The following is a 22768-nucleotide window of genomic DNA, read 5'->3' as shown; positions in this document are numbered from 1 at the left end:
GAGACCGACAGATGCCTGAACCACCGCCCGTACCGCCGTCCCGGCAGCTCGACGACCACCTCGAAGCGGCCGAGCGCACGCGGGACCTGCTGCCCGGACTCCGTGCGGTCGCCGCCCGGCTGATCGAGGTGTACGGGGCGGGCGGCCGCCTCTACACCTTCGGCAACGGCGGCAGCGCGGCGGACGCCCAGCACCTGGCCGCAGAGATGATCGGCCGCTATCTGCGCGAACGCCGCCCGCTGCCGGCCGTCTCCCTCACCACTGACCCCTCGGTGACGTCGTGCATCGGCAACGACTACTCCTACGAGGAGCTGTTCGCACGGCAGGTGCGGGCGCTGGTGGCGAAGGGCGACATGGTGATCGGCTTCACCACGTCCGGCAGGTCGCCCAACGTCGTACGCGGCCTGGCCGAGGCGCGCCGCGCGGGGGCCGTGACCGTGCTGTTCTGCGGGGGTGAACAGCACGGCATGCCCGCCGCGGCGCACGCCGACCACAGCCTCGTCGTACCGGCGACGGCGACCGCGCGCATCCAGGAGATGCATCTGACGCTGCTGCATCTGCTCAGCGAGCAGGTCGACGCGTGGGCGGCGGGCTCCGGCCCCGATGGGACCGATGCTCCCGGCAAGAGCGACGCACCCGAAGTGACCGACGGCGAACGGCTGGAGACCACCGCATGACCGGCACCCCTGGGCCCGAGCGGACCCTCCACATGGTGGGCAACGCCCACATCGACCCCGTATGGCTGTGGCGCTGGCCGGAGGGCCTCCAGGAGATCCGCGCCACGTTCCGCTCCGCCGTGGACCGCATGGAGGAGTACCCGGACTTCGTCTTCACGTGCGACTCGGTGATGTACCTGGAGTGGATCGAGCGTCACGACCCGCAGCTGTTCGAGACGATCCGGGCGCGCGTGGAGGAAGGCCGCTGGCAGGTCGTCGGCGGCTGGTGGATCGAGCCGGACTGCAACATCCCCTCCGGCGAGTCCTTCGTGCGGCAGGCGCTGTACGGGCAGCGCTATCTGCTGGAGAAGTTCGGCACCGCCTCGACCGTCGGCTGCAACGTCGACCCGTTCGGGCACAACGCGATGCTGCCCCAACTGCTGCGCAAGTCCGGCATGGACGGCTACATGTTCCTGCGGCCCGGCCCGCACGAGCAGGAGCTGCCCGGACAGTTCTTCGACTGGGAGGCCCCGGACGGCTCACGCGTCCTGGCGTACCGGCTGCCCAACGAGTACTGCAGCCCCGGCAAGGACATCGGCGGCCACCTCGACAAGGCTCTCGCGCTGATGCCGTCCGGCGAACCGGAGTTGATGGTCTTCTACGGGGTCGGGAACCACGGCGGCGGCCCCACCAGGGCGAACATCGACAGCATCCACCGTCTCGACGCCATGGACGGGCTGCCGAGCCTGCGGCTCAGCCATCCCGAGGCGTACTTCGCCCGCATCCGGGAGCGCGCGGACCGCGGCGAACTCCCCGTGCACCGCGGCGAGCTCCAGCACCACGGCCCCGGCTGCTACTCGTCGCACTCCGGCGTGAAGGCCTGGAACCGCCGCGCCGAGAACGAGCTTCAGCGCGCCGAGAAGTGGGCGTGCGTCGCCCGCGAGGTCGCCGGCGAGGAGTATCCGCACGCGCGGTTCGCCGAAGCGTGGAAGCTGGTGCTCTTCAACCAGTTCCACGACATCCTCGCCGGTACGTCCCTGCGCTCCGCCTACGAGGACGCACGCGACGACTACGGACGCGCGCGCTCCCTCGCCGCGGAGATCTTCAACCGCTCGGTGCAGGCCGTGGCCCGGCGCGTGGACATCCCCTTGCCCGAACAGCCCGAGCACGCACAGCCGTTGGTCGTCTTCAACCCGCACCCGTGGGAGCTGCACACCGACGTCGAGGCCGAGTATCTGCACGCCACCGGAGCCGGCCTGACCGACGACGAGGGCACGCCGGTGCCCGTGCAGCACACGCGCTCCGAGGCGACCATGGCCGGCAACCGGGCGCGCATCGCCTTCCGCGCCGAGGTGCCGCCGCTCGGCCACCGCGTCTACCACCTGCGGCCCGGCCTGCGGCCGGAAGGGGACGCGCGGGACGCTTCCGGGCCCGTACGCGCGAGCGGCACCGTCCTGGAGAACGAGCACCTGCGGCTGGAGATCGACCCCGGCACCGGCTGGCTCAGCTCCCTCAGCAGCGTCCACGGGGAGCTGCTGCCACCCGAACCCGCCCCGCACGCCGTCGTCATCGACGACTCCTCCGACACGTGGGGCCACCGGGTCCGCTCGTACGACAAGACCGCGGGCGTCTTTTGCTGCACCCGCGTCAGGCTCGTCGAGAGCGGTCCCGTGCGCGCCGTGCTGCGCGTGGAGAGCACGTACGGACGCTCGGAGCTGGCCGAGGAGTTCGTGCTCTCCGCGGGCTCACGGCAGGTCGAGGTGCGCACCACGGTCAACTGGCAGGAGAAGCTGAAGCTGCTCAAGCTCCGCTTCCCGACGGCCCTTTCGGATGTCACCGCAACCCACGAGATCCCCTACGGTCACCTGGAGCGCACCCCGGACGGCACGGAGGAGCCCGCCCAGGCGTGGGTGGACGTGACCGGGCGCCTGCCCGACGGACGTCCGGCGGGGCTGACCGTCGCCAACGACAGCAAGTACGGCCACGACGTGCGCGGCGGCGAGATCGGCATGACCGCGCTGCGCAGCCCCGTATACGCGTGGCACGAGCCGCAGCAGCTCGACCCGGACGGCGTCTACGACTATCTGGACCAGGGCCGGCAGGACTTCCGCACGCTGCTGATCCCGCACGGCGGCGACTGGCGGGAGGCCGACCCGGTGCGGCGCGCGGCCGAACTCAACCAGCCCGCCTTCGCGTTGCTGGAGTCCTTCCACGCCGGGCCCGTCTCCCAGCGTGTCTCGTACGCCGACGACGGCGGTGACACCGTGGTGGTCACCGTCGTCAAGGGCGACGAGGACGGCAGCGGCGACGTGATCGTGCGCGCCTACGAGTCGGCGGGCCGCGCCACCACGGCCCGGATCACGCTGCCCATGCTCGGCGGACGCACCGTCGAGGCGGCGTTCGGGCCCTGCGAGATCAAGACGTTCCGTGTGCCGCGGGACGAGCAACAGCCGGTCACCGAGACCGACTTGCTGGAGCGGCCGGCGGCGGTGGACGCGGTCCCCGGATGACACGCGACGCGGAGGAGGCGCTCACCGGCGGCTGGCAGCTGCGCGGCTGCCTCGGGGACACCTGGCGCTGGCTCTGCGGGCCCGGGCGGCCCGAGGGGGAGCCCGGCTGGCACCCGGCGCGAGTGCCCGGATCCGTACTGGACGACCTGCACCGCGCGGGGCAGGTGCCCGACCCGTACCACGGCACGCAGAGCCTCGCGGCCGAGTGGGTGCCGCAGCGCACCTGGCTCTACCGCAGGACGCTGCGGGCGCCGGGCGGTCCCCTCGGCGAGGCGCAGCGGGCGCTGCTGCGTTTCGAAGGCGTCGACCACGACGCGACCGTCCTTCTCGACGGCGCCGAAGTCGCCCGGCACGAGGGGATGTTCACGCCGTTCGAAGTGGACGTGACCCGGCACGTCGCCGACGGCGAGAGCCATCTGCTGGCGGTGGCGGTGCACCCGGCGCCGCCGAGCGAACCACAGGTCGGCCGCACGGACCGGGTCACGGTGCACAAGACCCGGATGAACTACGGCTGGGACTTCTGCCCCCGGATGATCCACCAGGGCATCTGGCGTCCCGTCACCCTGGAGATCGCCGGGACTCTGCGCCCGGTCTCCCACGCCGTCTCGGCCGGGACCGACGAGACGGGCACGCAGGGCCGCATACGCGCCGAGGTGAGGTTCGAGGCCGCGGCCGGAGCGCGGGGCGTGCTGCACACGGCCGTACGGGGCCCGGACGGCGGTCTCGTCGCCGAAGCCCGGCAGAGCGTGCCGGGGGAGGGCGGGACCGGCGGCGCGGTCACGCAGCAACTGACCGTGGAACGGCCCGCGTTGTGGTGGCCGAACGGACACGGCCGACAGCCGCTCTACGACGTCACGTCGACGCTCACGGACGCCGACGGGAACGCCGCCGGACGCGTCCTCCGCGCGACGACCGGATTCCGCCGGGTCCGGCTCGTACCCAACGCGGGCGCCCCCGCGGACGCGCTGCCCTACACCCTCGAGGTCAACGGCCGCCGCATCCACACCAAGGGATGGAACTGGGTGCCGATGGACGCCCAGTACGGCGTTCCGCGCCCGGCCCGTCTGGAACATCTGCTGCGCCTCGCCGCCGACGCGCACGTCACGCTGCTGCGGGTGTGGGGAGGGGGACTGATCGAGAGCGAGGGCTTCTACGGGCTGTGCGACCGGCTCGGCCTGCTGGTGTGGCAGGAGTTCAGCCTCTCCAGCTCCGGAATCGACTCCGTACCCTCGGACGACCCCGGCTACGCCGAACTGCTCGCCCGCGAGGCCCGGTCGCTGCTGCCGCGGTTGCGTCACCATCCGGCGCTCGCGGTGTGGGGGCCGGGCAACGAGCTGCACGACACGGCCGCCGCCCGTCCGCTGACGGAGGCCGACTCGCCGGCTATCGCGGCGCTGGCGGACGCCGTCGCCGAGGCGGACCCGTCGCGCGCCTGGCTGCCCGGTTCTCCCTCGGGGCCCGACTTCCTCCACCGCGCGGACGACGACGGCGACGGCGACGACGGCGGCGGCTCGGGCGCGAGGGGCCGGCTGAGCCAGCACGACGTGCACGGCCCGTGGGAACACCAGGGCCTCGGCGCACAGCAACAGCTCTACGACGGCGGAACGTGCCTGCTGCACAGCGAGTTCGGAGTCGAGGGCATGGCCAACGCCCGCACCTGGGACGCCGTCGTGCCGCGCGGCGAGCAGTGGCCGACGGGCCGGGACAACCCCGTGATGGACCACCTCGGCGCGTGGTGGAACAACACGCCCCTGGTGCTCGCCGCGTTCGGCGGGCGTCCGCCGGACGTCGCGACGGTGCGCCGCGCGAGCCAGCAACTCCAGTACGACGGGCTGCGATACGCCGTCGAGGCCACCCTGCGGCGGGCGCCTCGGGCCTCGGGCTGCATCCCCTGGCAGCTCGACGAACCCTTCCCCAACGCCTGGTGCACGGCCGCCGTCGACCACCGCGGTGACCCGAAACCCGCCTACCACGGCGTGCGGCGCGCCTACCGGCCCTCACATGTGTGCGCCTCGTTCGCCACCCAGGCGTGGGGCGGACGGGAGACCTTCACCGCCGAACTCTGGTCATGGCGGCCGGAGCCGGGCGGCAAGGCGTCCTGCGGTGACGCCGACGGCACGGTCGCCGCCCGGCTGCTGGACGCCGAGGGCACCGTCCACGCCGAGTGCGTACTGCCCGAGGGCGAGCCGTCCGGGCCGGGACCCGAGACGTCCCTGCGGCCGGCCCGCGCGGGCCTGTTCGAGGCACCGCTGGGCGGCCTGCCCGGCGATGTCTTCGTGCTGCACCTGGAGTTGCGCGGCGCGGGCGGCGAACCGCTGGCCACCAGCCGCTGGGTGCACAGCCGCACCGGCGACCTCGCGCCGCTCCTCGACCTCCCCGCGGCGCACGTGGAGGCGCTGGCCGATCCCGGGCTGACCGCCGTGCACATCCGGCACCTGGGCGGTCCCGCCGCGCTGGGCCTGTATCTGACCGACGCCCGGCCCATCGAGGCGGAGGGCTGGGCCGTCTTCGAGGACAACATGCTGGACCTGCTGCCCGGCGAGTCCGTACGGGTGCCCGTCACCTGGCGCTCCGCGCCCGAGGAGGGCCGCGCAGTACGACTGGAAGGGTGGAACGCCGGTGCCCTCGAACTGCGTTGAACGGACGGACGGCGGCGCCGGGCGCTCCGGCGGCCTGCTGCTGCGCCACGGCGAGGACGGCGGCGTCGCCGAAGTCCCGTACGTCGCCGCCCTGTTGACGGACGACGGGCGCTGCCTGCCGGTGCCCGTGCAGGAGAGCGACGACCACGACGACGGAAGCACGACGGTGCGCGGCGAGGCCCACGGCTTCGCGGCGCGGCTGCGGCTGGCGCCCCCGGACGGGACCGGCCGCGGCGCCGAACTCACCGTCCGCCGCACCGCGGAGACCGCCGCGCGGGCGGGGCTGCGGGCCGAACTGCGCCTCGGCGCCCTCGCCGAGGACGGCGACCCCGGCTGGCTGATCCCCGGCGTCTTCTACGGGCAGAACAGGCTGCCGGGCTGCACGCGCCTGTATCCCCGCTACGAGGCGGGCACATGCGACGTGCCGGCCATGACCGCCGACGCGTGGTCCTTCCGGGCCGACCGCTGCGCCACCCCCGCCGTCTTCGCCCGCGACGGCGCGGGCGGCGCCGCGCTCGTGCTCGCCGCGGAGTGCGGCGGTCTCGGCGAGAACGGCGTCGGCTTCGCCCTGCTGCCCGGCGCGCGGCCCGCGCTGCGCCTGCACGCCCCGTATCGCGAAGAGCCGCTCAGCTACTACGGATCGTCCGAGCCCCTGCCCGCGCGGACGCCGACGCACCTGTGGCGGACCGGGGAGGTCCACACCCTCGCCTTCACCGTCCATCTCCTCGACGCCGACCCGCACGCGTACGCACCGGTGCTGCGCGACCTGCATCAGCGCCGGCTGCCCGACGTGCGGGGGGAGGCGGGCGCGGGCCCCGCCGCGTGGGCCGGCCTGGAGGAGACCGCCGAGCTGGCCGCGTACGGACTGCACCGGTGGCACTACCGCCCCGATCCGCCCGTGCTGCTGGAGACCGCCGCCTTCGACCGGGAGGCCCTCGGCGAGCGCGGCGACCGGCAGGCCATGCACGTGTCGTGGATCAGCGGCGTTCCGTACGCGCACGCGCTGCTGCTGCACGCGCGCCGCACCGGAGACGAGGAGAAGGCCGCCGCGGCCCTCGCCGTGCTGGACCACATCGCCGGAAACCTCACCCCCGGCGGCACGTTCTGGGGGCAGTGGACGCGGGAGCAGGGCTGGAACGTGGGCTGGCACTCCGACCGCCGGCGGCTGCACTCCCGCACGCTCGGCGACGCCGCGCTGTTCCTGCTGCGCGCCCTCGTCGCCGAGCGGTCATACGGCACGGACCACCCGGACTGGGAGCACGCGGTGCGCTCCAACCTCGCCGCCGCCGTGGCCGGGCAGGACGCCGCCACGGGGCGGCTGCCCGCCGCGCTCGACAGCGGCACGGGCGGGGCGGTGGACCACGAGGGCGGTGCTGGACTGTCCTGGATCGCCCCGCTCGTCGAGGCCGCGGGCGTCCTCGGCGAGCCCGACCTGCTCCGGGCCGCGCGGCGCGCGGGCGCGCGCCACGCCGCGGACGTGCGGGCCGAGTTCCTCTGCGGCGCACCGGAGGACGTCTCCCTCGCGCCGACCTCCGAGGACGGCTACAACGCCCTGATCGCCTACACGCTGCTGCACGAGGCGGACCCCGGCGACCGGCGGTGGCTGGATCTCGCCCGCCGCGCCGCCGACTGGACACTGACGTTCCGCTACACCTACGACGTGCGCTTCGACGAGGACACCCTGCTGGGCCGTTACGGCTTCCGCACGCGCGGAGCCGACCAGGCGTCCCCGTCCAACCAGCATCTCCACGCCTTCGGGCTGATCTGCCTTCCGGAGACCGTGCGACTGGCACGGCACCTCGGCGACCCGTACTACCTGCGCTCCGCCCGCGAAAACCTCGACTGCTTCCGGCAGTTCGTCGCCCGCCGCGACGGCGACTTCAACGCCTACCGCGGCATGGTCAGCGAGCGCTTCTACCAGACGGAGTGCTTCCAGGCCAAAGGGATGCTGCTGACGCTCTCCCACGCGTGGTCCGCGGGGGTGCTGCTGTACGCGTGCGAGGCGGCCCGCGGACTGCCCGAACTGAAGGAGCAGCAACAGGAGCAGCAACAGGAGCAGGACGGCGACGTCGCGGTGGAGGGCGGTGCGGAGGGGACTGTGCTGCGCTTTCCCGAGGGGTTCCGGTGGGGCACCGCGACGTCCGCGTACCAGGTGGAGGGGGCGACGGACGCCGACGGCCGGGGCGAGTCGATCTGGGACCGCTTCTGCCGGGTGCCCGGGGCCGTGGAGAACGGCGACACCGGTGATGTGGCCTGCGACATGTACCGGCGCGCCCTCGACGACGTCGGCCTCATGGCCGAACTGGGCACCAACGCCCACAGGTTCTCGCTCGCGTGGCCGCGCATCGTCCCCCGCGGCACGGGCCGTGTCGAGCCGCGCGGGCTGGCCCACTACGACCGGTTCATCGACGCGCTCCTGGCCCGCGGCATCAGCCCGCTCGTCACTCTCTACCACTGGGACCTGCCGCAGCCGCTTCAGGAACGCGGCGGCTGGCGCGCGCGGGAGACGGCGGAGGCGTTCGCCGAATACGCCGCCGTGTGCTTCGAGGCGTTCGGGGACCGCGTACGCGACTGGGTGACGGTCAACGAGCCGTGGATCGCCGGGCTGCTGGGGCACCAACTCGGGCTCCACGCACCGGGGGAGCGGGACCTCGCCGGTTCCGTGCGCGCCATGCACCACCTGCTGCTGGGGCACGGGCTCGCCGCCGCTCAGGCGCCCGGCGACGCCCGTACGGGCGTGGCACACGCCCTCTTCCCGCACACGCCCGCGGACCCCGGGAGCGCCGCCGACCGTGCCGCGGCCCGCGCGTCCGACGGCTACGTCAACCGCTGGTTCCTGGACGCCGTGCACGGCCGCGGCTACCCCGACGACATGCGGCGCCACTGGGAACGGGCCGCCGGCGAGCTGGACTTCGTACGCGACGGCGACCTGGAGACCATCGGCGCCCGCAGCGACTTCATCGGCGTCAACTACTACACCCGGCGCATCGTCAGCGCCCGCGCCGGGTCAGCAGCGGAGGGCGCGGACGGGCCGTGGCCGTGGAAGGTCGAACCGGGGCGGCCCGGAGTGCCGCGCACGGACCTCGACTGGGAGGTCGTGCCCGACGAGCTCACGGCGCTGCTCCTGCGGCTGCACCACGACCATCCCGGCGTTCCGCTGCTGATCACCGAGAACGGCGGCGTGTTCGACGACGGACCCGGCGCCGACGGCGCCGTGCAGGACGAGCGGCGCGTGCGCTTCCTCCGCGCCCATCTCACCGCCGTACACCGCGCGTTGGCGGCCGGGGCACCCGTCGAGGGCTACTACCACTGGTCGCTCATCGACAACTTCGAGTGGGCCATGGGCTACCGGCCGCGCTTCGGCCTCGTACACCTCGACCGGGACACACAGCGGCGCACCGTCAAGGACAGCGGCCACTGGTACGCGCGCGTGGCGCGCAGCGGGACCCTGACAGGTGCTCCCTCGAACCCGCCGCACTGACACCGTCCCCCGACAGGGCGGCGGTGTCAGTGCGGAGGGGAGCCGGGCGGGGCAGGACGGGTATGGACGGGGAGGAGGTGACATGACAAGCGACTCGTACTCCAGCATCACACCCGCCCCCCACACCCGCGCCGGCACGCCGCTCCTGGCGGGCATCGACGTCGGCAGCACCCACTGCAAGGCCCTGCTGTGCACCCCCGACGGCACGGTGGTGGCGCGCGCCGCCCGGCCCACGCCGCGTGACGCGGGCCGGCGCACGTACGACGCGGAGAAGTTGACCGGAGCCGCGCTCGACGCGCTCACCGACTGCGTACGGACGGCAGGACGGCCCCCTGACACGGTCGGACTGACCGGCATGGCCGAGACCGGCGTACCGCTCGACCGGCACGGGGCGCCCGTCGGCCCCGTACTCGCGTGGCACGACCCGGCGCCCGCCGAGCATGCCGAAACGTTGCGCCGCAGATGCGGCGCGGCCGAACTGCACGCACGGACAGGCGTGCTGCCCAGCGCCAAGGTGCCCCTGGCCCGCTGGTGCTGGCTCCGCGAACACCACCCCGAGCGGCTGAGCCGCATGCGCCAGTGGGCCGGAGCCGCGGACCTCGTGGCACGCGCGCTGACCGGACGCGTCGGCACGGACGCCACGTTCGCCCAGCGCAGCATGGCCTGGGAGCCCGGAACCGATGCCGCCGCGTCCGGCCGGTGGAGCCCCGGACTGCTCGCCGAGGCCGGGCTGACGCCCGCGCACATGCCGCATGTGCACCCGCCGGGACGCCCCGTCGGGGCCGTCACCCGCGCCGTCGCCCGCCGCCTCGGGCTCCGCGCGGGCGCACAGGTCGTCGTCGCCGGCCACGACCACCTCGTGGGCGCGTGGATCGCGGGGGCGCGCCGCGCGGGCCTGGCCGCCGACTCCATGGGCACGGCCGAGGCGGTGCTCACGGTCTCCGGCGCGCCGCCGGACCGTGCCGCCGCGGCGGCCGAAGGCATGTCGTGGGGACGGCACGCGGACGGCGAGCACTGGATCACCCTTGCGGGGATGGCGAGTTCGGGGGCGCTGGTGGAGTGGTTCTGCGACCGCTTCCTCCACCGCCCGGGAACGGGGCGGGACGGCGAGGGAACCCCGGCCCCCGAACCGGCCGCCCGCTACGAGGAGTTCGCCCGCCTCGTCGACCGCTGCGACCCCGGACGGCCTCCGGGCCGGCGCCCCGGGTCGCCCAGCGGCATCACAGTCGAGCCGTATCTCCAGGGGCGCAGCGCCCCGCGGCCCGACCCCGGCGCACGCCTCGCCGTGCACGGCATGGCCCCGTCCCACGGCCCCGCCGATCTGGCGCTCGCCCTGCTGGAGGGAGCCGCCTACCAGGCACGCTGGATGGCCGACGTACAGGCCGAGTTGACGGGTTCGACACCGCGGGCCGTCACGCTCCTCGGCGGCTCGACCCGTCAGCGCGCATGGACGGCGCTGAAGGCAGCCGTCACGCCGTGGACCACCGAGATCTGCACCGAGCCCGAGGCGCCCGCCCTCGGGGCGGCGGCGTGGGGCGGCGCCGCCATCGGCGTCGATCCCGCCGGCATACGGCCCGCGACCGTGCCCGTACGTGCCGACGGCCCGGCCGCCGCCGCCCACCGCGACGCCTACCGGGACCGGTTTCTGCCGCGGGTGACGGGACAGCACGAAGGGCCGGAGCACGCCGGCTCGGAGTGCACGGGCTCCGGTCAGAGACGAAGAACCCAGGACAGGCAGCGCAGACAGCGCGGAGAAGAAGAATCCCCGCAAGGAAAGGCAGCACATCCATGAGCGCCGCGACACCCGCCTCACCCGTGCCCGCTCCCGCGCCGCCCCCGGCCCTCGCGGGCGGCTCGCCCGCGCCCGCGGCGCTCGCCCGGCCCTCCGGCCGCTTCGCGATGGTCGCCATGGACCAGCGCGACTCGCTGCGCACCATGATGGCGGCGCGCCGCACCGGCGGCGCCGGAACGGCGGCGGCCGGAGCCGCGGCTCCCGTGCCGGACAGCGAACTCACCGCCTTCAAGCTCGAAGTGGCCCGCGCCCTGGGGCCGTTCGCGTCCGCCCTGCTCATCGACCACGACTACGGCTACCGCGCGCTGACGGACGCACGCGTGCTGCCCGCGTCGTGTGCGACCGTCCTCGCGGTCGACACACTCGACCAGGCACCCGGCGGCCCCGTCGAGGACACCGGGCTCGACGAGACCGTCGATGTCACCGCCGCGGCGGCCGACGGCACACGCGCCCTGAAGCTCCTCGTCATCTGGCGCCGCGACGGCGCCCGCGACCGGCGCATCGCGCTCGCCGCGCGCTTCACGGAGCTCTGCCGCGCCGCGGGTCTCGCGTCCGTGCTCGAACCCGTCGCGCGCCCGACCCCCGAGGAGGAGTCCGCCGGCACGTTCCGGCTGGACGACGCCATCGTCGAGGCCGCGCGCGAGCTCGCCCCGCTCCGCCCGTCCCTCTACAAGTGCCAGGTGCCCGGCGGCGGTACGGGCACCGTCGCCGAGACGGCCGCACGGGCGGAACGGATCGACCGGGTCGTCGACGTGCCCTGGGTCGTGCTCTCCCAGGGCGTCGCACCGGCAGACTTCCCGCGCGCCGTGGAGGCCGCGTGCCGCGCCGGAGCGTCGGGATTCCTCGCCGGACGGGCCCTGTGGACGGACGCGCTGGACGCCGCGGACCGCGCCGCACACCTCGAAGGACCGTGCGCGCGGCGGCTGCGGCGGCTCGGGGAGACCGTCGACGCCCACGGCAGGCCCTGGTGGGAGGCCGCCGCCGCGGGAGGCGCGGCATGAGCGCCCGGGTGTGCGTGCTGCACACCGTCGCGACGCTGCCCGCCGTCTTCGACCCGCTGCTGCGCGAGGAGGCACCCGGAGTGCGCCCGTACCACGTCGTGGACGAGAGCCTGCTCGCGGACACCGTCGCACACGGCCGACTGCCGCGTACGACCGCACGGTTGGCCTCCTACGTGACGCACGCCGAGGCGGCGGGCGCCCGCGCCGTCCTCGTCACCTGCTCCTCCGTCGGCCCTGCCGCGGAAGCGGCCCGCGCGCTGGTGGGGATACCGGTGCTCCGCGTCGACGACCCGATGGCGGCGGAGGCCGTGCGCAAGGGCCCGCGCATCGGCGTCCTGGCCACCCTGGAGTCCACCCTCGCCCCGACCGCCGACCTCGTACGGCGCCACGCGGACGACCAGGGCGCCGAGGCCGCCGTCACCACGACCACGTGCCCCGGTGCGTACGAGGCCCGGCTGGCCGGGGAGACGGCGGAGCACGACCGCCTGATCGCCGCCGAGGCCCGGCGGCTGGCCTCCGGGCACGATGTGCTCGTACTCGCGCAGGCGTCGATGTCGGCCGCCCTCGGCGCGACGGCCGCGGAGGACCTCGGCGTCCCGGTGCTCACCTCACCGCGCAGCGGTACGGCGCAACTCGCGCGGCTTACCGACCGGACCGGTTGACCACTGCACTGCGCTGCACCCTCATCCCTCATGGACAACTCGCCGCTGTACGCTGCTCGTTCGGGGGTGGATATTCGGGCGGCGTGGACATTCGGGCAGGGTGACGCGCCCTCCCGGAAACGGGCAGTTCAGCCGCTGCAGTTGAGGTCCGACTGGAGCATGTGGCCCAGCGGTTCTCCCGTGTCGGTGCGGTAGACGCGCCACAGCCTGGCCGGCCCGGTGGCGGCGACCTCCTCGCCCGCGCGCATCGTGCCCAGGACCTTGCTGTCCGCCCCGTCGGCCGCGTAGCGCGGGGCGTAGTCGTGCACCACCTCGCAGATCGCTCCCGCCTGCGCGCTGCCGCCGACCGAGGGGATGGCGATGGCGGCCACGGCGAGAGCGCAGGGTGCGGCGAGACGAACCGCCAGTTTCCGTTTCTTCATCCTTCTCCCCGTATCGGTACGGCGCGGTGCACATCTCCACCACCATCGTGCCAACCATCCACCCTCGTAGGCACGTTCGGGGGTGGATTAGGCACTCTGTGCCATACCGGCGGCCGTTCCCGCGACCGCCAGGGCCGTCGCCATGATCGTCAGCTGCGGGTTCACCTCCGGGCAGCTCGGAAGTGCCGAACCGTCGGCGATGAGCACGCCCCGCACGCCGCGCAGCCGCCCTTCGGCGTCCGCCGGTGCGGTCTGCGGGTCGGCGCCCAGTGCCACCGTCCCCGTGGGGTGGAAGGCCGACAGATGCAGCTGTTTGGCCGTCACTCCCCGCAGCAGTTCCCGCAGTTGCTCCTGCGAGCCCGCCCTCGGCGCGGAGGGGACGCCCGTGAGGACCTCCCGTGCGCCCGCCGCGAAGAGCACCTCGCCCATCGCCTCGATGGCCCGCATCAGCCGCTCCGCGTCGCGGCGGGCGAGGTCGTAGCGGAGCACCGTGCGGCGGGCTCCCATGACGCGCCCCGAGGGCAGATCCGCGATCATGGCCCCGAGCGTGGCCAGGGAAGCGGCACCGTCCAGCTCCCGGCGCAGGGCGCGCCCCACCCCGGGAAGCACGAACGACCCCATTCCCGGCGGCCCCGCGGTGGCCTCGATGAGGATGCCGTCGCCGTGCAGCTCCTCCACACCGACGCTCTGGAGCACCCCGCGCCAGGCGGTGACCGATTCCTCGAAGCGTCCCGCCACGCTGGCCGCGGGGTGGATCGCGAGGTTGCGGCCGAGCCGGGGATGGCCGCCCAGGCCGGAGCGGCGCAGCAGCGGCGGCGAGTGGAGGGCTCCGGCCGCGACCACGACGAGCGGGCTGAGGATCTCCAACTCGCTGCCGTCCGGGCGGCGTACGGCCACACCGCACGCACGCGGACCGCCCGGCCTGTCCTTCTCGACGAGGACGCGCTGCACGTACGCACCCGTGACGATGCGCGCACCCGCCGCGCACGCGTCGGGCAGCACCGACAGCTGCACGCTCTGCTTCGCGCCCGTGGGGCAGCCGACGACGCACTGGCAGGAGCCCTTGCAGCCGGTCGCGTTGCGGCGCAGCGGCGCGGCCTGCCAGCCGAGCCGTTCGGCGCCGAGGAGCGCGGTGTGTCCGTTGCGGCCGAGCACGTCGAGAGGGGCGGAGGCGACCTGGAGGGTGCGCTCGACCTCGTCGAGGCATTCGCCGAAGGCGCCCTCGTCGGCCAGCGGGAGTCCGTACGCGTCGCGCCAGCGGGCCAGCACATGGCCCGGAGTGCGGTAGCACGTACCGGAGTTGACGACGGTGGTGCCGCCGACGGCCCGTCCGACCGGCAGCACGACCGGCGGATTGCCGAGGGCGACGGTGCCGCCGCCGTCGCGGTAGAGCTCGCCGAAGCGGTCGAGAGGCGCGCGGCGCCCGAAGTCGGCCGTGGTGTGCCTGCGCCCTTCCTCCAGCACGAGGACGCGCATGCCGGCGCGGGCGAGCGTACGGGCCGCGATGGCGCCGCCCGCACCGGAGCCGACCACCACGGCGTCCGCCGTCGAGCGGTCCGGCCACTCCACGGACGGCACACAGTCCAGCGGCGGGTCCTCCGGCGGTGCGAGCGCAGCGGGTGCGGGCTCCTCGTGGAGCATCCGCTCCGTCCCGGCGGCCAGCATCACCGGCACCTTCACCGCGTCCAGCACCGGCAGCAGCGACCGGCGCCCCGCGAGCGAGGCCAGCACCGACTCCCGCTCGTCCGGGGTGAGTCCACGCAGGCGGCGGCCCGTGCGGAGCGCCGAGTAGGCGTCGACGGCGGCGGCCGCGGCCCGGACTCCGGCACGCGCCGGAGCGGGCATCGTGCCGAGAACCGTACCGAGGCGGCCCGGGACCGCACCCGGCCACGCCGTGGCGCCGTCGTCGGCGAGAAGGGCGGCGACGAGGCCGCCGAGCCGCTCGTCGCGGCCGCGCACGGGAGTGCTCATCGGTCGCCCACCTCCGCGTGCGCCGTGCCGTCCAGGACCCACTCCGCTTCCGTGCGCCACCGTCCCCACCACCGCTCCAGCAGGATCCGCGCGTCCGCCGTCTCGCTGTTGCGGCACACGGCGCCGCTGCCGTCGGGGTCGGTGTAGTCGAGGGCGAGCGTGCGCTCCTCGGGCTGGGTGACCTCGACCCGGATGCGGCGCAGGCCGCAGCCGCCCGTCACCGTCCAAGTGGGCAGCGAGAGGCGGGACGTGAACCGGCCCACGCCCGCCCAGCCGAGCGCGGTGCGCTCCGGCCTCCGTGGCCACGTGCGGCCGTCCTTGCGCAGCCGCAGGAAGACCAGAGGCGGCAGCCTGCGCAGTCCCGGCCGCATCGACGTCGCCGCCACGATCTCCAGCACGTCCCCGCCGCCGAGATCCGCGTGCAGCCACGCCCAGCGGCGGGCGTTGCCGTGCCCGTAGATCCGCGCGGTCGCGCCGGGGGCGTCGTCGAGACTCAACTCGCCCCCGTCGTAGGCGAACGTGCCGTTGTACGAGGCACGGGGCGCGGGCACGATCTGCGCTGCGGGCAGCAGCGGCCGGCGCCAGGACCAGCGGGGAAAGGTGAACAGCGGCTCGTCCTGCGGGTGTTCGGCCAGTTCCCAGCGGAACGGTCCGGCCGCCCCGCGCAGCCGGCCCGGCCCGACCTCGATGCCGTCCGAGGCGAATCCCCGAGCGCCGGGCTGCGGCTTCCAGGGCGCGGGCCCGAACCGGGCGTGCTCGGCGGGGTGTTCGCCGTCGGCGGGGAAGCGGGCGACCCAGCCGTGCGCGTAGGCGTCCGAACCGTCGGCGGGCGCGACGAGTTCGTGGTGCAGCCACAGCCCGTCGCGGGTGACCGGGTCGGTGACGGTCGTGTACCACACCTCCGTACGGCCCGCGGCGCCGTCCCAGCGCGGCGCGAGCTGTGCCGCGGCGTCCTCGGAGCGGGGGAAGCGGAAGCTGGCGAGGAACGGCAGCAGCTGGGTGACGAGGGGAAAGCGGAGCGTTCCCCGGCCGGTCTCCCGCCCAGGGTCCTCGGTGCGCTCGGTGTTCCCGCTGCTCTCGCCGCCGGCGTCCTGCTCGAAGAGCGAGAACGGGAGCACGGTCATCGACTTCACGGGCCGGCCCGGGGATATCGACTTCCAGCCGTCGAGGCAGTAACCACCGCCCTGCGCGGTGAAGTTCACCCGGTAGCGGATGCGGCGCCGCGCGAGCGGCGAGATCTCCAGCGTGCCCGTGGCGTCCGCGTCGTCGGCCCAGCCCGCGATGCGCACCCGTCCGGTGAGGACACCGTCGGTGGTGCGGTGGGGGAGCAGCACATCGCCGGTCCGTACGGACAGATCCAGACGCATGGGCCGCGCCTCGCTCTCCCCGGACAGCCGCACCGTGCCGACCATGACCTCCGAGAACGTGGTGCCCCGGGCGCTCATCAGGCGATCCCGAGACCGTCGAGCATGATGCGCTCGGTGGCGGCGAGATAGGCGTCCGCCGCCTCCCGCGCGGCCTTCGCGTCGCCCGCGCCGACGGCGGAGACGACCGGTTCCAGGCGGCCGTGCGCCACGTCCGGGTCGAGGAACGGCCCGACGAGGTGGGCGCGCATCGGCACGTACGCGTTGAAGAGGGTGTTCGTCAGCAGCGTGTAGACCCGGTTGCCGGTGGCGCGGGCCAGCGCGCGGTGCACCTCGATGTCGGCGAGCTGCACGTCGCCGCCGCCCTCCGCCTCGCCGACCGCGGCCAGCAGCGACCGGAGTTCCTCGCGCTGCTCCGCCGTGGCTCTCATCGCGGCGCGCTCGGCGATCAACGCACCGATGCTGCGCCGCACTTCGAAGATCTCACCGAGCCAGTCGGGGCTGTGCCGCACCAGCATGGGCAGCAGGTCGGCGCCGCCGAGGCGCACGAAGTCCCGCACGCGCGTGCCCACTCCGTGCCGGGTCTCCAGAAGCCCGGACTGTACGAGGCGCCCGAAGGCGTGCTTGAGCGTCGTGCGCGTGACGCCGTAGCCGTCGGCCAGCTCACGCTCGGGCGGCAGGTAACTCCCGGCGGGATGCGATCCGGTGAGGATCTCCTCGCGGAGCTTGTTCTCCAGTACGTCGACGATCGTCTCGCGGGGCAGAGTCTCCACGGCCCGGCACCTTCCTCAGTGACTCAGTGGATGAGCCACTGAATCACGTACAGTCCGACGGGACAAGGGGCGGGTGCCGGCCGCCGGGCCGGAGAGGGACGGTGGACGCCTCAACTGCGGTGTGGTTAACGTGCGTTAGCCCCACTGCCCACTGCCCACTGCCCACTGCCCACTGACCCCGGCGTCGGCCCGCACCTCGTGCCGCTCGCCGAGGCCGACGTCACGTCCCGTAATCCGCACACCTGGGAGCCCGCCGTGCCCGAACTGACCGCCCACGAGCTGCTGACCACCACCCGGAGCGTCCGCAAGCGGCTCGACCTGACGCGCCCGGTCGACCCGGCCCTCGTACGCGAATGCGTGGAGACCGCCCTTCAGGCGCCCAGCGGCTCCAACGCGCAACGCTGGCACTGGCTCGTCCTCACCGACCCGGAGGTCCGCCGGGAGGTCGGCGCGCTGTACCGGAAGGCGTGCCGCGCCTATCTGGACTCGCCGAACGCGGCGGGCCGCCTCTACGCCGACGACCCGGAACGCTCACGGGTGCAGGCCCGCGTCAACGACAGCGTGGCCTACCTCGCGGACCGCATGGGCGACGTGCCGGTGCTGGTGCTGCCCTGCCTGCGGCTGCCCTCAGACGAGCTGCCCGAGGGCAACCAGGCGGGCCTGTGGGGCTCGATCCTCCCGGCGGCATGGAGCTACATGCTCGCCGCGCGGTCCCGTGGACTGGGCACCGCGTGGACGACGCTGCACCTGCGGTACGAGGACGAGGTCGCGCGGGTGCTCGGCCTCCCCGGAGACGTCCGGCAGGCCGCCCTCATCCCGACCGCCCACTACACGGGCGACACCTTCAAGCCCGCTCCGCGCGCGCCGCTCTCGGAGGTGCTGCACGAGAACGGGTGGTGAGAGAGCACGAGAGCGGGTGGTGAAGGAGGGGGAGCCGGGCGAGCGGCCTCACCGCTTGGGCCAGTGCCAGGCGGGCTGGTCCAGCAGCCCCTCGCGGCCTGCCACTTCGGTCTGGCCGTACTCGTCCTTGACCAGCTCTATCGAGTTCACCCCCAGCCGGTGGCGCTCGGCGCCGCGCTCCAGCTCGCCGGCCAGCTCCGCGGCGTGCGTGACCACCACGATCTGCGTGTCCGGTGCGGCCGTGACGATCAAGTCGGCCAGAGGCGGCAGCAGTTCGGGATGGAGGCTGGCCTCCGGCTCGTTGAGGACGAGGAGCGCGGGCGGACGCGGCGTGAGCAGCGCCGCCGCCCACAGCAGATAGCGCAGGGTGCCGTCCGAGAGCTCGGCGGCGGTCAGAGGACGCAGCAGCCCCGGCTGGTGCAGCTCCAGCTCGAACCGTCCGCCCTGGCTCGTGATGCTCAGGCGGCTCCCGGGGAACGCGGCGTCGACGGCCTCCTCCAGCGCCTTGTGGTTCCCCACCTCGTGGATCGTGCGCAGGGCGGCCGCCAGGTCCGCGCCGTCGTGCCCGAGCACCGGCGTGCGGGTGCCTATCCGGGCCTCGCGGGCCGGCGCCCGGGCGTCGGTGCGGACATGGTCGTAGAACCGCCAGGACCTGATGTGCTCCCGCAGCCGCAGCAGGTCCGGCGCGAGGTGCGGGTCGGCGAACTCGCTCAGCATGCTGTCGTACGGGCGCAGTTCGCCGGCCGAGCGGTGCCAGTCGCCGTCCGCGGTACGGGTCCGCACGGCGGGCCCCTTCCGCTCCGAGAGCACGGCGGCGGGGCGCAGCACCGGACCCGCCCAGGTGGTTTCGACCTTGATCTCCGGGTCGAGGTCGAAGAGCGACTTGGCGGGCACGGGATGCCCGAAGTCGACGGCGTAGCCGAACTCGTCACCGGCGAAGCCGAGCTTCAGCCCCACGGGACCGCTGCGGCCCGCGCCCTGCGCGGGATTCTCCGCACCCGCCCACAGGGTGGAACGCAGCCCGCCCTCGCGGGCGAGCGCTGCGACGGCACCGCCCTGCGCGGCGTCGGCGAGCAGCCGCAGCGCGCGGTACAGGCTCGACTTTCCGGTGCCGTTCGCCCCGGTGACGACGTTCAGCCTCTCCAGCGGCACGACCAGGCGGCTCAGGGAACGGTAGTTCTCGACGGCGAGAGTGGTGATCATGTGGGGGCTCTCTGCGTTCGGTTCGGTCACTGGTCGGCTCGGTCACTCGATCCCCACCAGTGTCACCGCCGGGACTGACAACGCCCCCGCGCGCGGAGTCTGCTCGGGAAATTCACTGGCGGCCGCGGTGCCGGGGCCGAAGGCTCCCACCATGACGCTTCACGAGAACGAGATCCGTGCGGACGAGGAAGTCGTCCGGGCGCTGCTGCGGGAGCAGCGACCGGAATGGGCGGCCCTCCCCGTCTCGCCGGCCGGTGCGGGCACGGACAACACGATGTACCGGCTCGGCGACCAGCTGCTGATCCGGCTGCCGCGCACCCCGGACAACGCGGAGGCGGTACGGAAGGAACAGGCGTGGCTGCCGCGGCTGGCGCCGCATCTTCCCTGCCGGATCCCGGAGCCGGTGCACGTCGGCACCCCGGGTTCCGCCTTCTCGCTCGACTGGTCGGTGTTCCGCTGGATCGACGGCGACGAGGCCGGTCCGGGAACGGTCACCGACTGGTCCGCGTTCGGCGCCGACCTGGCGGAGTTCGTGCGGAGCCTGCACTCCGTTCCCCTCATGGGAGCGGTTCGCCGGGGCGAGCTCAGCTGGTACCGCGGAGGTGACGTGCAGGCGTGTGACCGGTGGGTCGACGGGTGCTTCGACGACTGCCGGAGGATCGAGGGTCTCGACCTCGACCTGACCCGCCTGCGACATCTGTGGCAGAGCGCGCTCGCCTTGCCCGGGCCGCCCGGCCCGCAGGTGTGGCTCCACGGGGATCTCAAGCCCAGCAACCTCCTGGTTCAGCGGGGGAGGCTGCACGCGGTCATCGACTTCGGCGGCCTCTCCGTCGGCTTTCCCGACGCCGAGCACGCGCCTGTGTGGGACCTTCCGCCCGCGGCCCGCCAGGCGTACCGGGACGCCATGGGCCTGGGCGACGCGACGTGGCAGCGTGCCCGGGCGTGGGCGATCGCCGTCGCGGTCAGCGGAGTGTCGTACTACTGGGGCACGTATCCCGCCTTCGTCACCGAGTGTCTGGCGCGCCTCCGCGCGATCCTGGAGGCCGCCGGTGAGCGGTGAACGGTCCCGGACGGGTGCGACAACCGATCGCGTCCGATGAGCGAGCCCCGGGCGCCCTTTGCGCACCCGGGGCTCGCTCAGCCTGTTCGGCCGCGTTCCCGGCCGTGTTCCCGGCCGTGTTGTTCGGTCGTGTGCGGAGGAGGGCCTAGAGCTCCTTGATCCGCACGTCGCGGTACGAGATCACGTCCGTCACGCTGTGCACCTGGAGACCGATGTAGCCCGAGGCGTAGCGGCGTCCGTCGGTTCCGGGATCGTCGTCGCGCGGCGGCTCGAAGACCTGACCGCCGGTGTTGTCGAACTCGTTGATCAGCTCTCCGTTCCGGTAGACCGAGTAGTGCTGGCCGACGACCTTGATCTCGTAGTCGTTCCACGTGCCCTTCGGCGTGACCCCGGCGCCGCCGAGTCCCACACGGTCGAAGCCGTAGACCGAGCCCGTCTTGTACATGTCGCCGTCGGGCCTGTCGAGGATCTGGAGCTCGTGCCCGAACTTGATGGCGACCCACTCGGGCCGTGGCTCCTCCGGGTTGTCGTGGACGTACGGGAAGCGGGCGAAGACACCGGAGTTGGCGTTGCCGTCGCCCGGGGCGTCGTCGCGGAACTGGAGCTTCAGCGAGTAGTCGGCGTACTTCCGCTTCGGATACCACAGCATGCCCATGCCCTCGACGTCCGTGCGGCTCGTCATGCTGCCGTCGCCGTTGAGCGAGAACGCGCCGCCGCCGACGTGCTGCCAGCGCTCGAAGGACTCCTTCGTCCCGTCGAAGAGCTTCCGGTAGCCGGTCTGCTGCCCCGGCTCGCCGATGCCGGAGTCCTTCGCCGCCCGGTTGATGAGCTTGTGCTCGCGCGCGTCGAGCACCTTGTCCCTCAGCAGCGCGTCGGTGACCTCCCTGACGTGCTTGAGGAACAGGGCGTGCGAGGACCAGTCCTTCTCGTCCTCGATCAGCTCGCCGATCGTGCAGCGCTGCCGAGTCATTCGGTTCTCGACGCCGGTGTCGACGTCGCCGACGAATACGGTCTCCCGCTCGTCGTACTCGGGGCAGTCGGGAGCCGGAACGCCTCCGCCGGGCACGACGTCGAAGGACTCCGCGACGGCCTGTGAGGTGTTGCCCGCCTTGTCGGTCGCGCGGTGGGCGACGCTGTGGTGCCCCGTGCGGTCGACCACGACCGGATCGGTGTAGGCGAGGAACGGGCCGCCGTCGAGGGAGTATTCGACCCTCTCCACGCCCGATCCCTCGTCGGTCGCGGTGAGGGTCACCGTGGCCTTGCCGAGGTAGTCGCCGTCGGAGTCGGTCCTGCCCTCCGTCTTCGCCGTCGTCTCCGGCGGCGTGGTGTCCTCCTCGGGCTGCTTCACGACGGTGAACTCCACCGACTTCGCGCCGGACGCGTTGCCGGCCTTGTCGGTGGCTCTGTAGCGGAAGGTGTACGTGCCCGGCTCGTGCACCATCACGGGCGCGGTGTACGGCTGGAACTCGCCGTCGCCCAGGGCGTATTCGACCTTCCCCACGCCCGACCCGGCGTCGGACGCGCTGACGGTGACGGTGGCCATGCCGACGTACGCGCCGTCGGCGTCCTGTTCGCCGTCGACCGTCGCCGACGTCTCGGGCGGCGTCGTGTCGTCCGTCGGCGGTGCGACGACGGTGAACTCGACGGACTTCTCCTCCGCGACGTTGCCCGCCTTGTCGGTGGCTCTGTAGCGGAAGGTGTACGTGCCCGGTTCGTGCACCATCACGGGCTCGCCGTAAGGCTGGTAGCCGCCGTCGCCCAGCGCGTACTCGACGGTGCCGACGCCCGAGCCCGCGTCCGTCGCGCTGACGGTGACGGTGGCCATGCCGACGTACGCGCCGTCGGCGTTCTGGTCCCCTTCCACCTTCGCGGACGTCTCCGGCGGTGTGGTGTCCTCGCCGCCGCCTCCGTCGGTGACGACGAGGGTGCCCTGCATCTGGCCGTGCCCGGGAATGGTGCAGTGGTACTTGTACGTCCCGGGAGTCAGGGTGACCTCGACCGAGTGCTTGCCGCCCTGCGCGTCCGACGGGTTGGCGAGGATGTTGACGTTGACGTCGTCGTTGTAGTCCGGGTCGCTGGTGACGAACGTCAGCGTGTGCGGCATGGACGTGGTGTTGCCCGTCGCCTCGCTGTTCTCGAACTCGATCGTCGCCGGTCCCGCCACCGCCGTCTCCGGTGCGGAGGTGTACCGGGTGATGTCGTCGCCCGCGGTCCACCTCAGCAGTTGCTCGGCCGCCGTGCCCGCGCCGCCGGGCCGCGGCGCCTGCTGCCCGTACGCGGGCGCCGAGGTGAGCCCCAGCACCATCAGCAACGACGCGAACAGCGCCGTCACGG

At 73.7% G+C, this 22768-nt stretch carries 15 protein-coding genes; 9 read left to right on the top strand and 6 right to left on the bottom strand.

What is annotated here, in order from left to right:
• Window positions 1–11 precede the first annotated feature (11 nt).
• The 7 genes from QQM67_RS13895 (at window position 12) to QQM67_RS13865 (ending at window position 12741) form a co-directional block, all read left to right on the top strand.
• On the top strand, window positions 12–677 hold the full coding sequence (locus QQM67_RS13895) for a D-sedoheptulose-7-phosphate isomerase (protein WP_314174108.1): 666 nt from the start codon (window positions 12–14) through the stop codon (window positions 675–677).
• Entirely contained in the window at window positions 674–3166 is a 2493-nt protein-coding gene (locus QQM67_RS13890; protein WP_314174106.1) for an alpha-mannosidase, read from the top strand. The genes QQM67_RS13895 and QQM67_RS13890 overlap by 4 nt, the downstream gene beginning before the upstream one ends.
• Complete coding sequence (locus QQM67_RS13885; protein WP_314174105.1) at window positions 3163–5805, top strand: glycoside hydrolase family 2 protein; 2643 nt, start codon at window positions 3163–3165, stop codon at window positions 5803–5805. Before QQM67_RS13890 ends, QQM67_RS13885 begins: the two co-directional genes overlap by 4 nt.
• Window positions 5786–9286 carry a GH1 family beta-glucosidase gene (locus QQM67_RS13880; protein WP_314174104.1) on the top strand — a complete coding sequence of 1167 codons (3501 nt, stop codon included), beginning with the start codon at window positions 5786–5788 and terminating at the stop codon, window positions 9284–9286. Before QQM67_RS13885 ends, QQM67_RS13880 begins: the two co-directional genes overlap by 20 nt.
• Window positions 9287–9368: 82 nt before the next feature.
• Complete coding sequence (locus QQM67_RS13875) at window positions 9369–11078, top strand: FGGY-family carbohydrate kinase (RefSeq protein ID WP_314174103.1); 1710 nt, start codon at window positions 9369–9371, stop codon at window positions 11076–11078.
• A complete protein-coding gene (locus QQM67_RS13870; RefSeq protein WP_314174102.1) occupies window positions 11075–12079 on the top strand; it encodes a hypothetical protein in 1005 nt (334 codons plus the stop codon). The genes QQM67_RS13875 and QQM67_RS13870 overlap by 4 nt, the downstream gene beginning before the upstream one ends.
• Entirely contained in the window at window positions 12076–12741 is a 666-nt protein-coding gene (locus QQM67_RS13865) for an aspartate/glutamate racemase family protein (protein ID WP_314174101.1), read from the top strand. The genes QQM67_RS13870 and QQM67_RS13865 overlap by 4 nt, the downstream gene beginning before the upstream one ends.
• 128 nt (window positions 12742–12869) lie before the next feature.
• On the opposite strand, the gene QQM67_RS13860 is transcribed toward QQM67_RS13865, so the two are convergent.
• The 4 genes from QQM67_RS13860 to QQM67_RS13845 all read right to left on the bottom strand — a co-directional run bounded on the left by QQM67_RS13860 (window position 12870) and on the right by QQM67_RS13845 (window position 17271).
• Window positions 12870–13163 (bottom strand): hypothetical protein, encoded by a 294-nt coding sequence (locus tag QQM67_RS13860; protein ID WP_314174099.1) that lies wholly within the window; start codon window positions 13161–13163, stop codon window positions 12870–12872.
• An 87-nt stretch (window positions 13164–13250) separates the two neighbouring features.
• Window positions 13251–15134: a GMC family oxidoreductase gene (locus QQM67_RS13855; protein WP_314174098.1), complete on the bottom strand. Its 1884-nt coding sequence runs from the start codon at window positions 15132–15134 to the stop codon at window positions 13251–13253.
• Window positions 15131–16579 (bottom strand): hypothetical protein, encoded by a 1449-nt coding sequence (locus tag QQM67_RS13850; protein ID WP_314174097.1) that lies wholly within the window; start codon window positions 16577–16579, stop codon window positions 15131–15133. The genes QQM67_RS13855 and QQM67_RS13850 overlap by 4 nt, the downstream gene beginning before the upstream one ends.
• Window positions 16579–17271, bottom strand: a complete 693-nt coding sequence (locus QQM67_RS13845) for a FadR/GntR family transcriptional regulator (RefSeq protein ID WP_314174096.1) — start codon at window positions 17269–17271, stop codon at window positions 16579–16581. The genes QQM67_RS13850 and QQM67_RS13845 overlap by 1 nt, the downstream gene beginning before the upstream one ends.
• Window positions 17272–17469: 198 nt before the next feature.
• Between QQM67_RS13845 and QQM67_RS13840 the strand changes: the two genes are divergently transcribed.
• Window positions 17470–18171, top strand: coding sequence for a nitroreductase family protein (locus QQM67_RS13840; protein WP_314174095.1), 702 nt, complete (start codon window positions 17470–17472; stop codon window positions 18169–18171).
• 48 nt (window positions 18172–18219) lie between these two features.
• Here QQM67_RS13840 and QQM67_RS13835 read toward each other — a convergent pair whose 3' ends face one another.
• Complete coding sequence (locus QQM67_RS13835; protein ID WP_314174094.1) at window positions 18220–19374, bottom strand: AAA family ATPase; 1155 nt, start codon at window positions 19372–19374, stop codon at window positions 18220–18222.
• Between the two features lie 151 nt (window positions 19375–19525).
• Between QQM67_RS13835 and QQM67_RS13830 the strand changes: the two genes are divergently transcribed.
• Entirely contained in the window at window positions 19526–20434 is a 909-nt protein-coding gene (locus QQM67_RS13830) for an aminoglycoside phosphotransferase family protein (RefSeq protein ID WP_314174093.1), read from the top strand.
• A gap of 145 nt (window positions 20435–20579) precedes the next feature.
• Here QQM67_RS13830 and QQM67_RS13825 read toward each other — a convergent pair whose 3' ends face one another.
• On the bottom strand, window positions 20580–22739 hold the full coding sequence (locus tag QQM67_RS13825; protein WP_314174476.1) for an OmpL47-type beta-barrel domain-containing protein: 2160 nt from the start codon (window positions 22737–22739) through the stop codon (window positions 20580–20582).
• Window positions 22740–22768 lie beyond the last annotated feature (29 nt).

Source organism: Streptomyces winkii (genome assembly GCF_032248595.1).
Lineage (GTDB): Bacteria > Actinomycetota > Actinomycetes > Streptomycetales > Streptomycetaceae > Streptomyces > Streptomyces winkii.
This window is presented reverse-complemented; position numbering and strand designations above follow the sequence as displayed.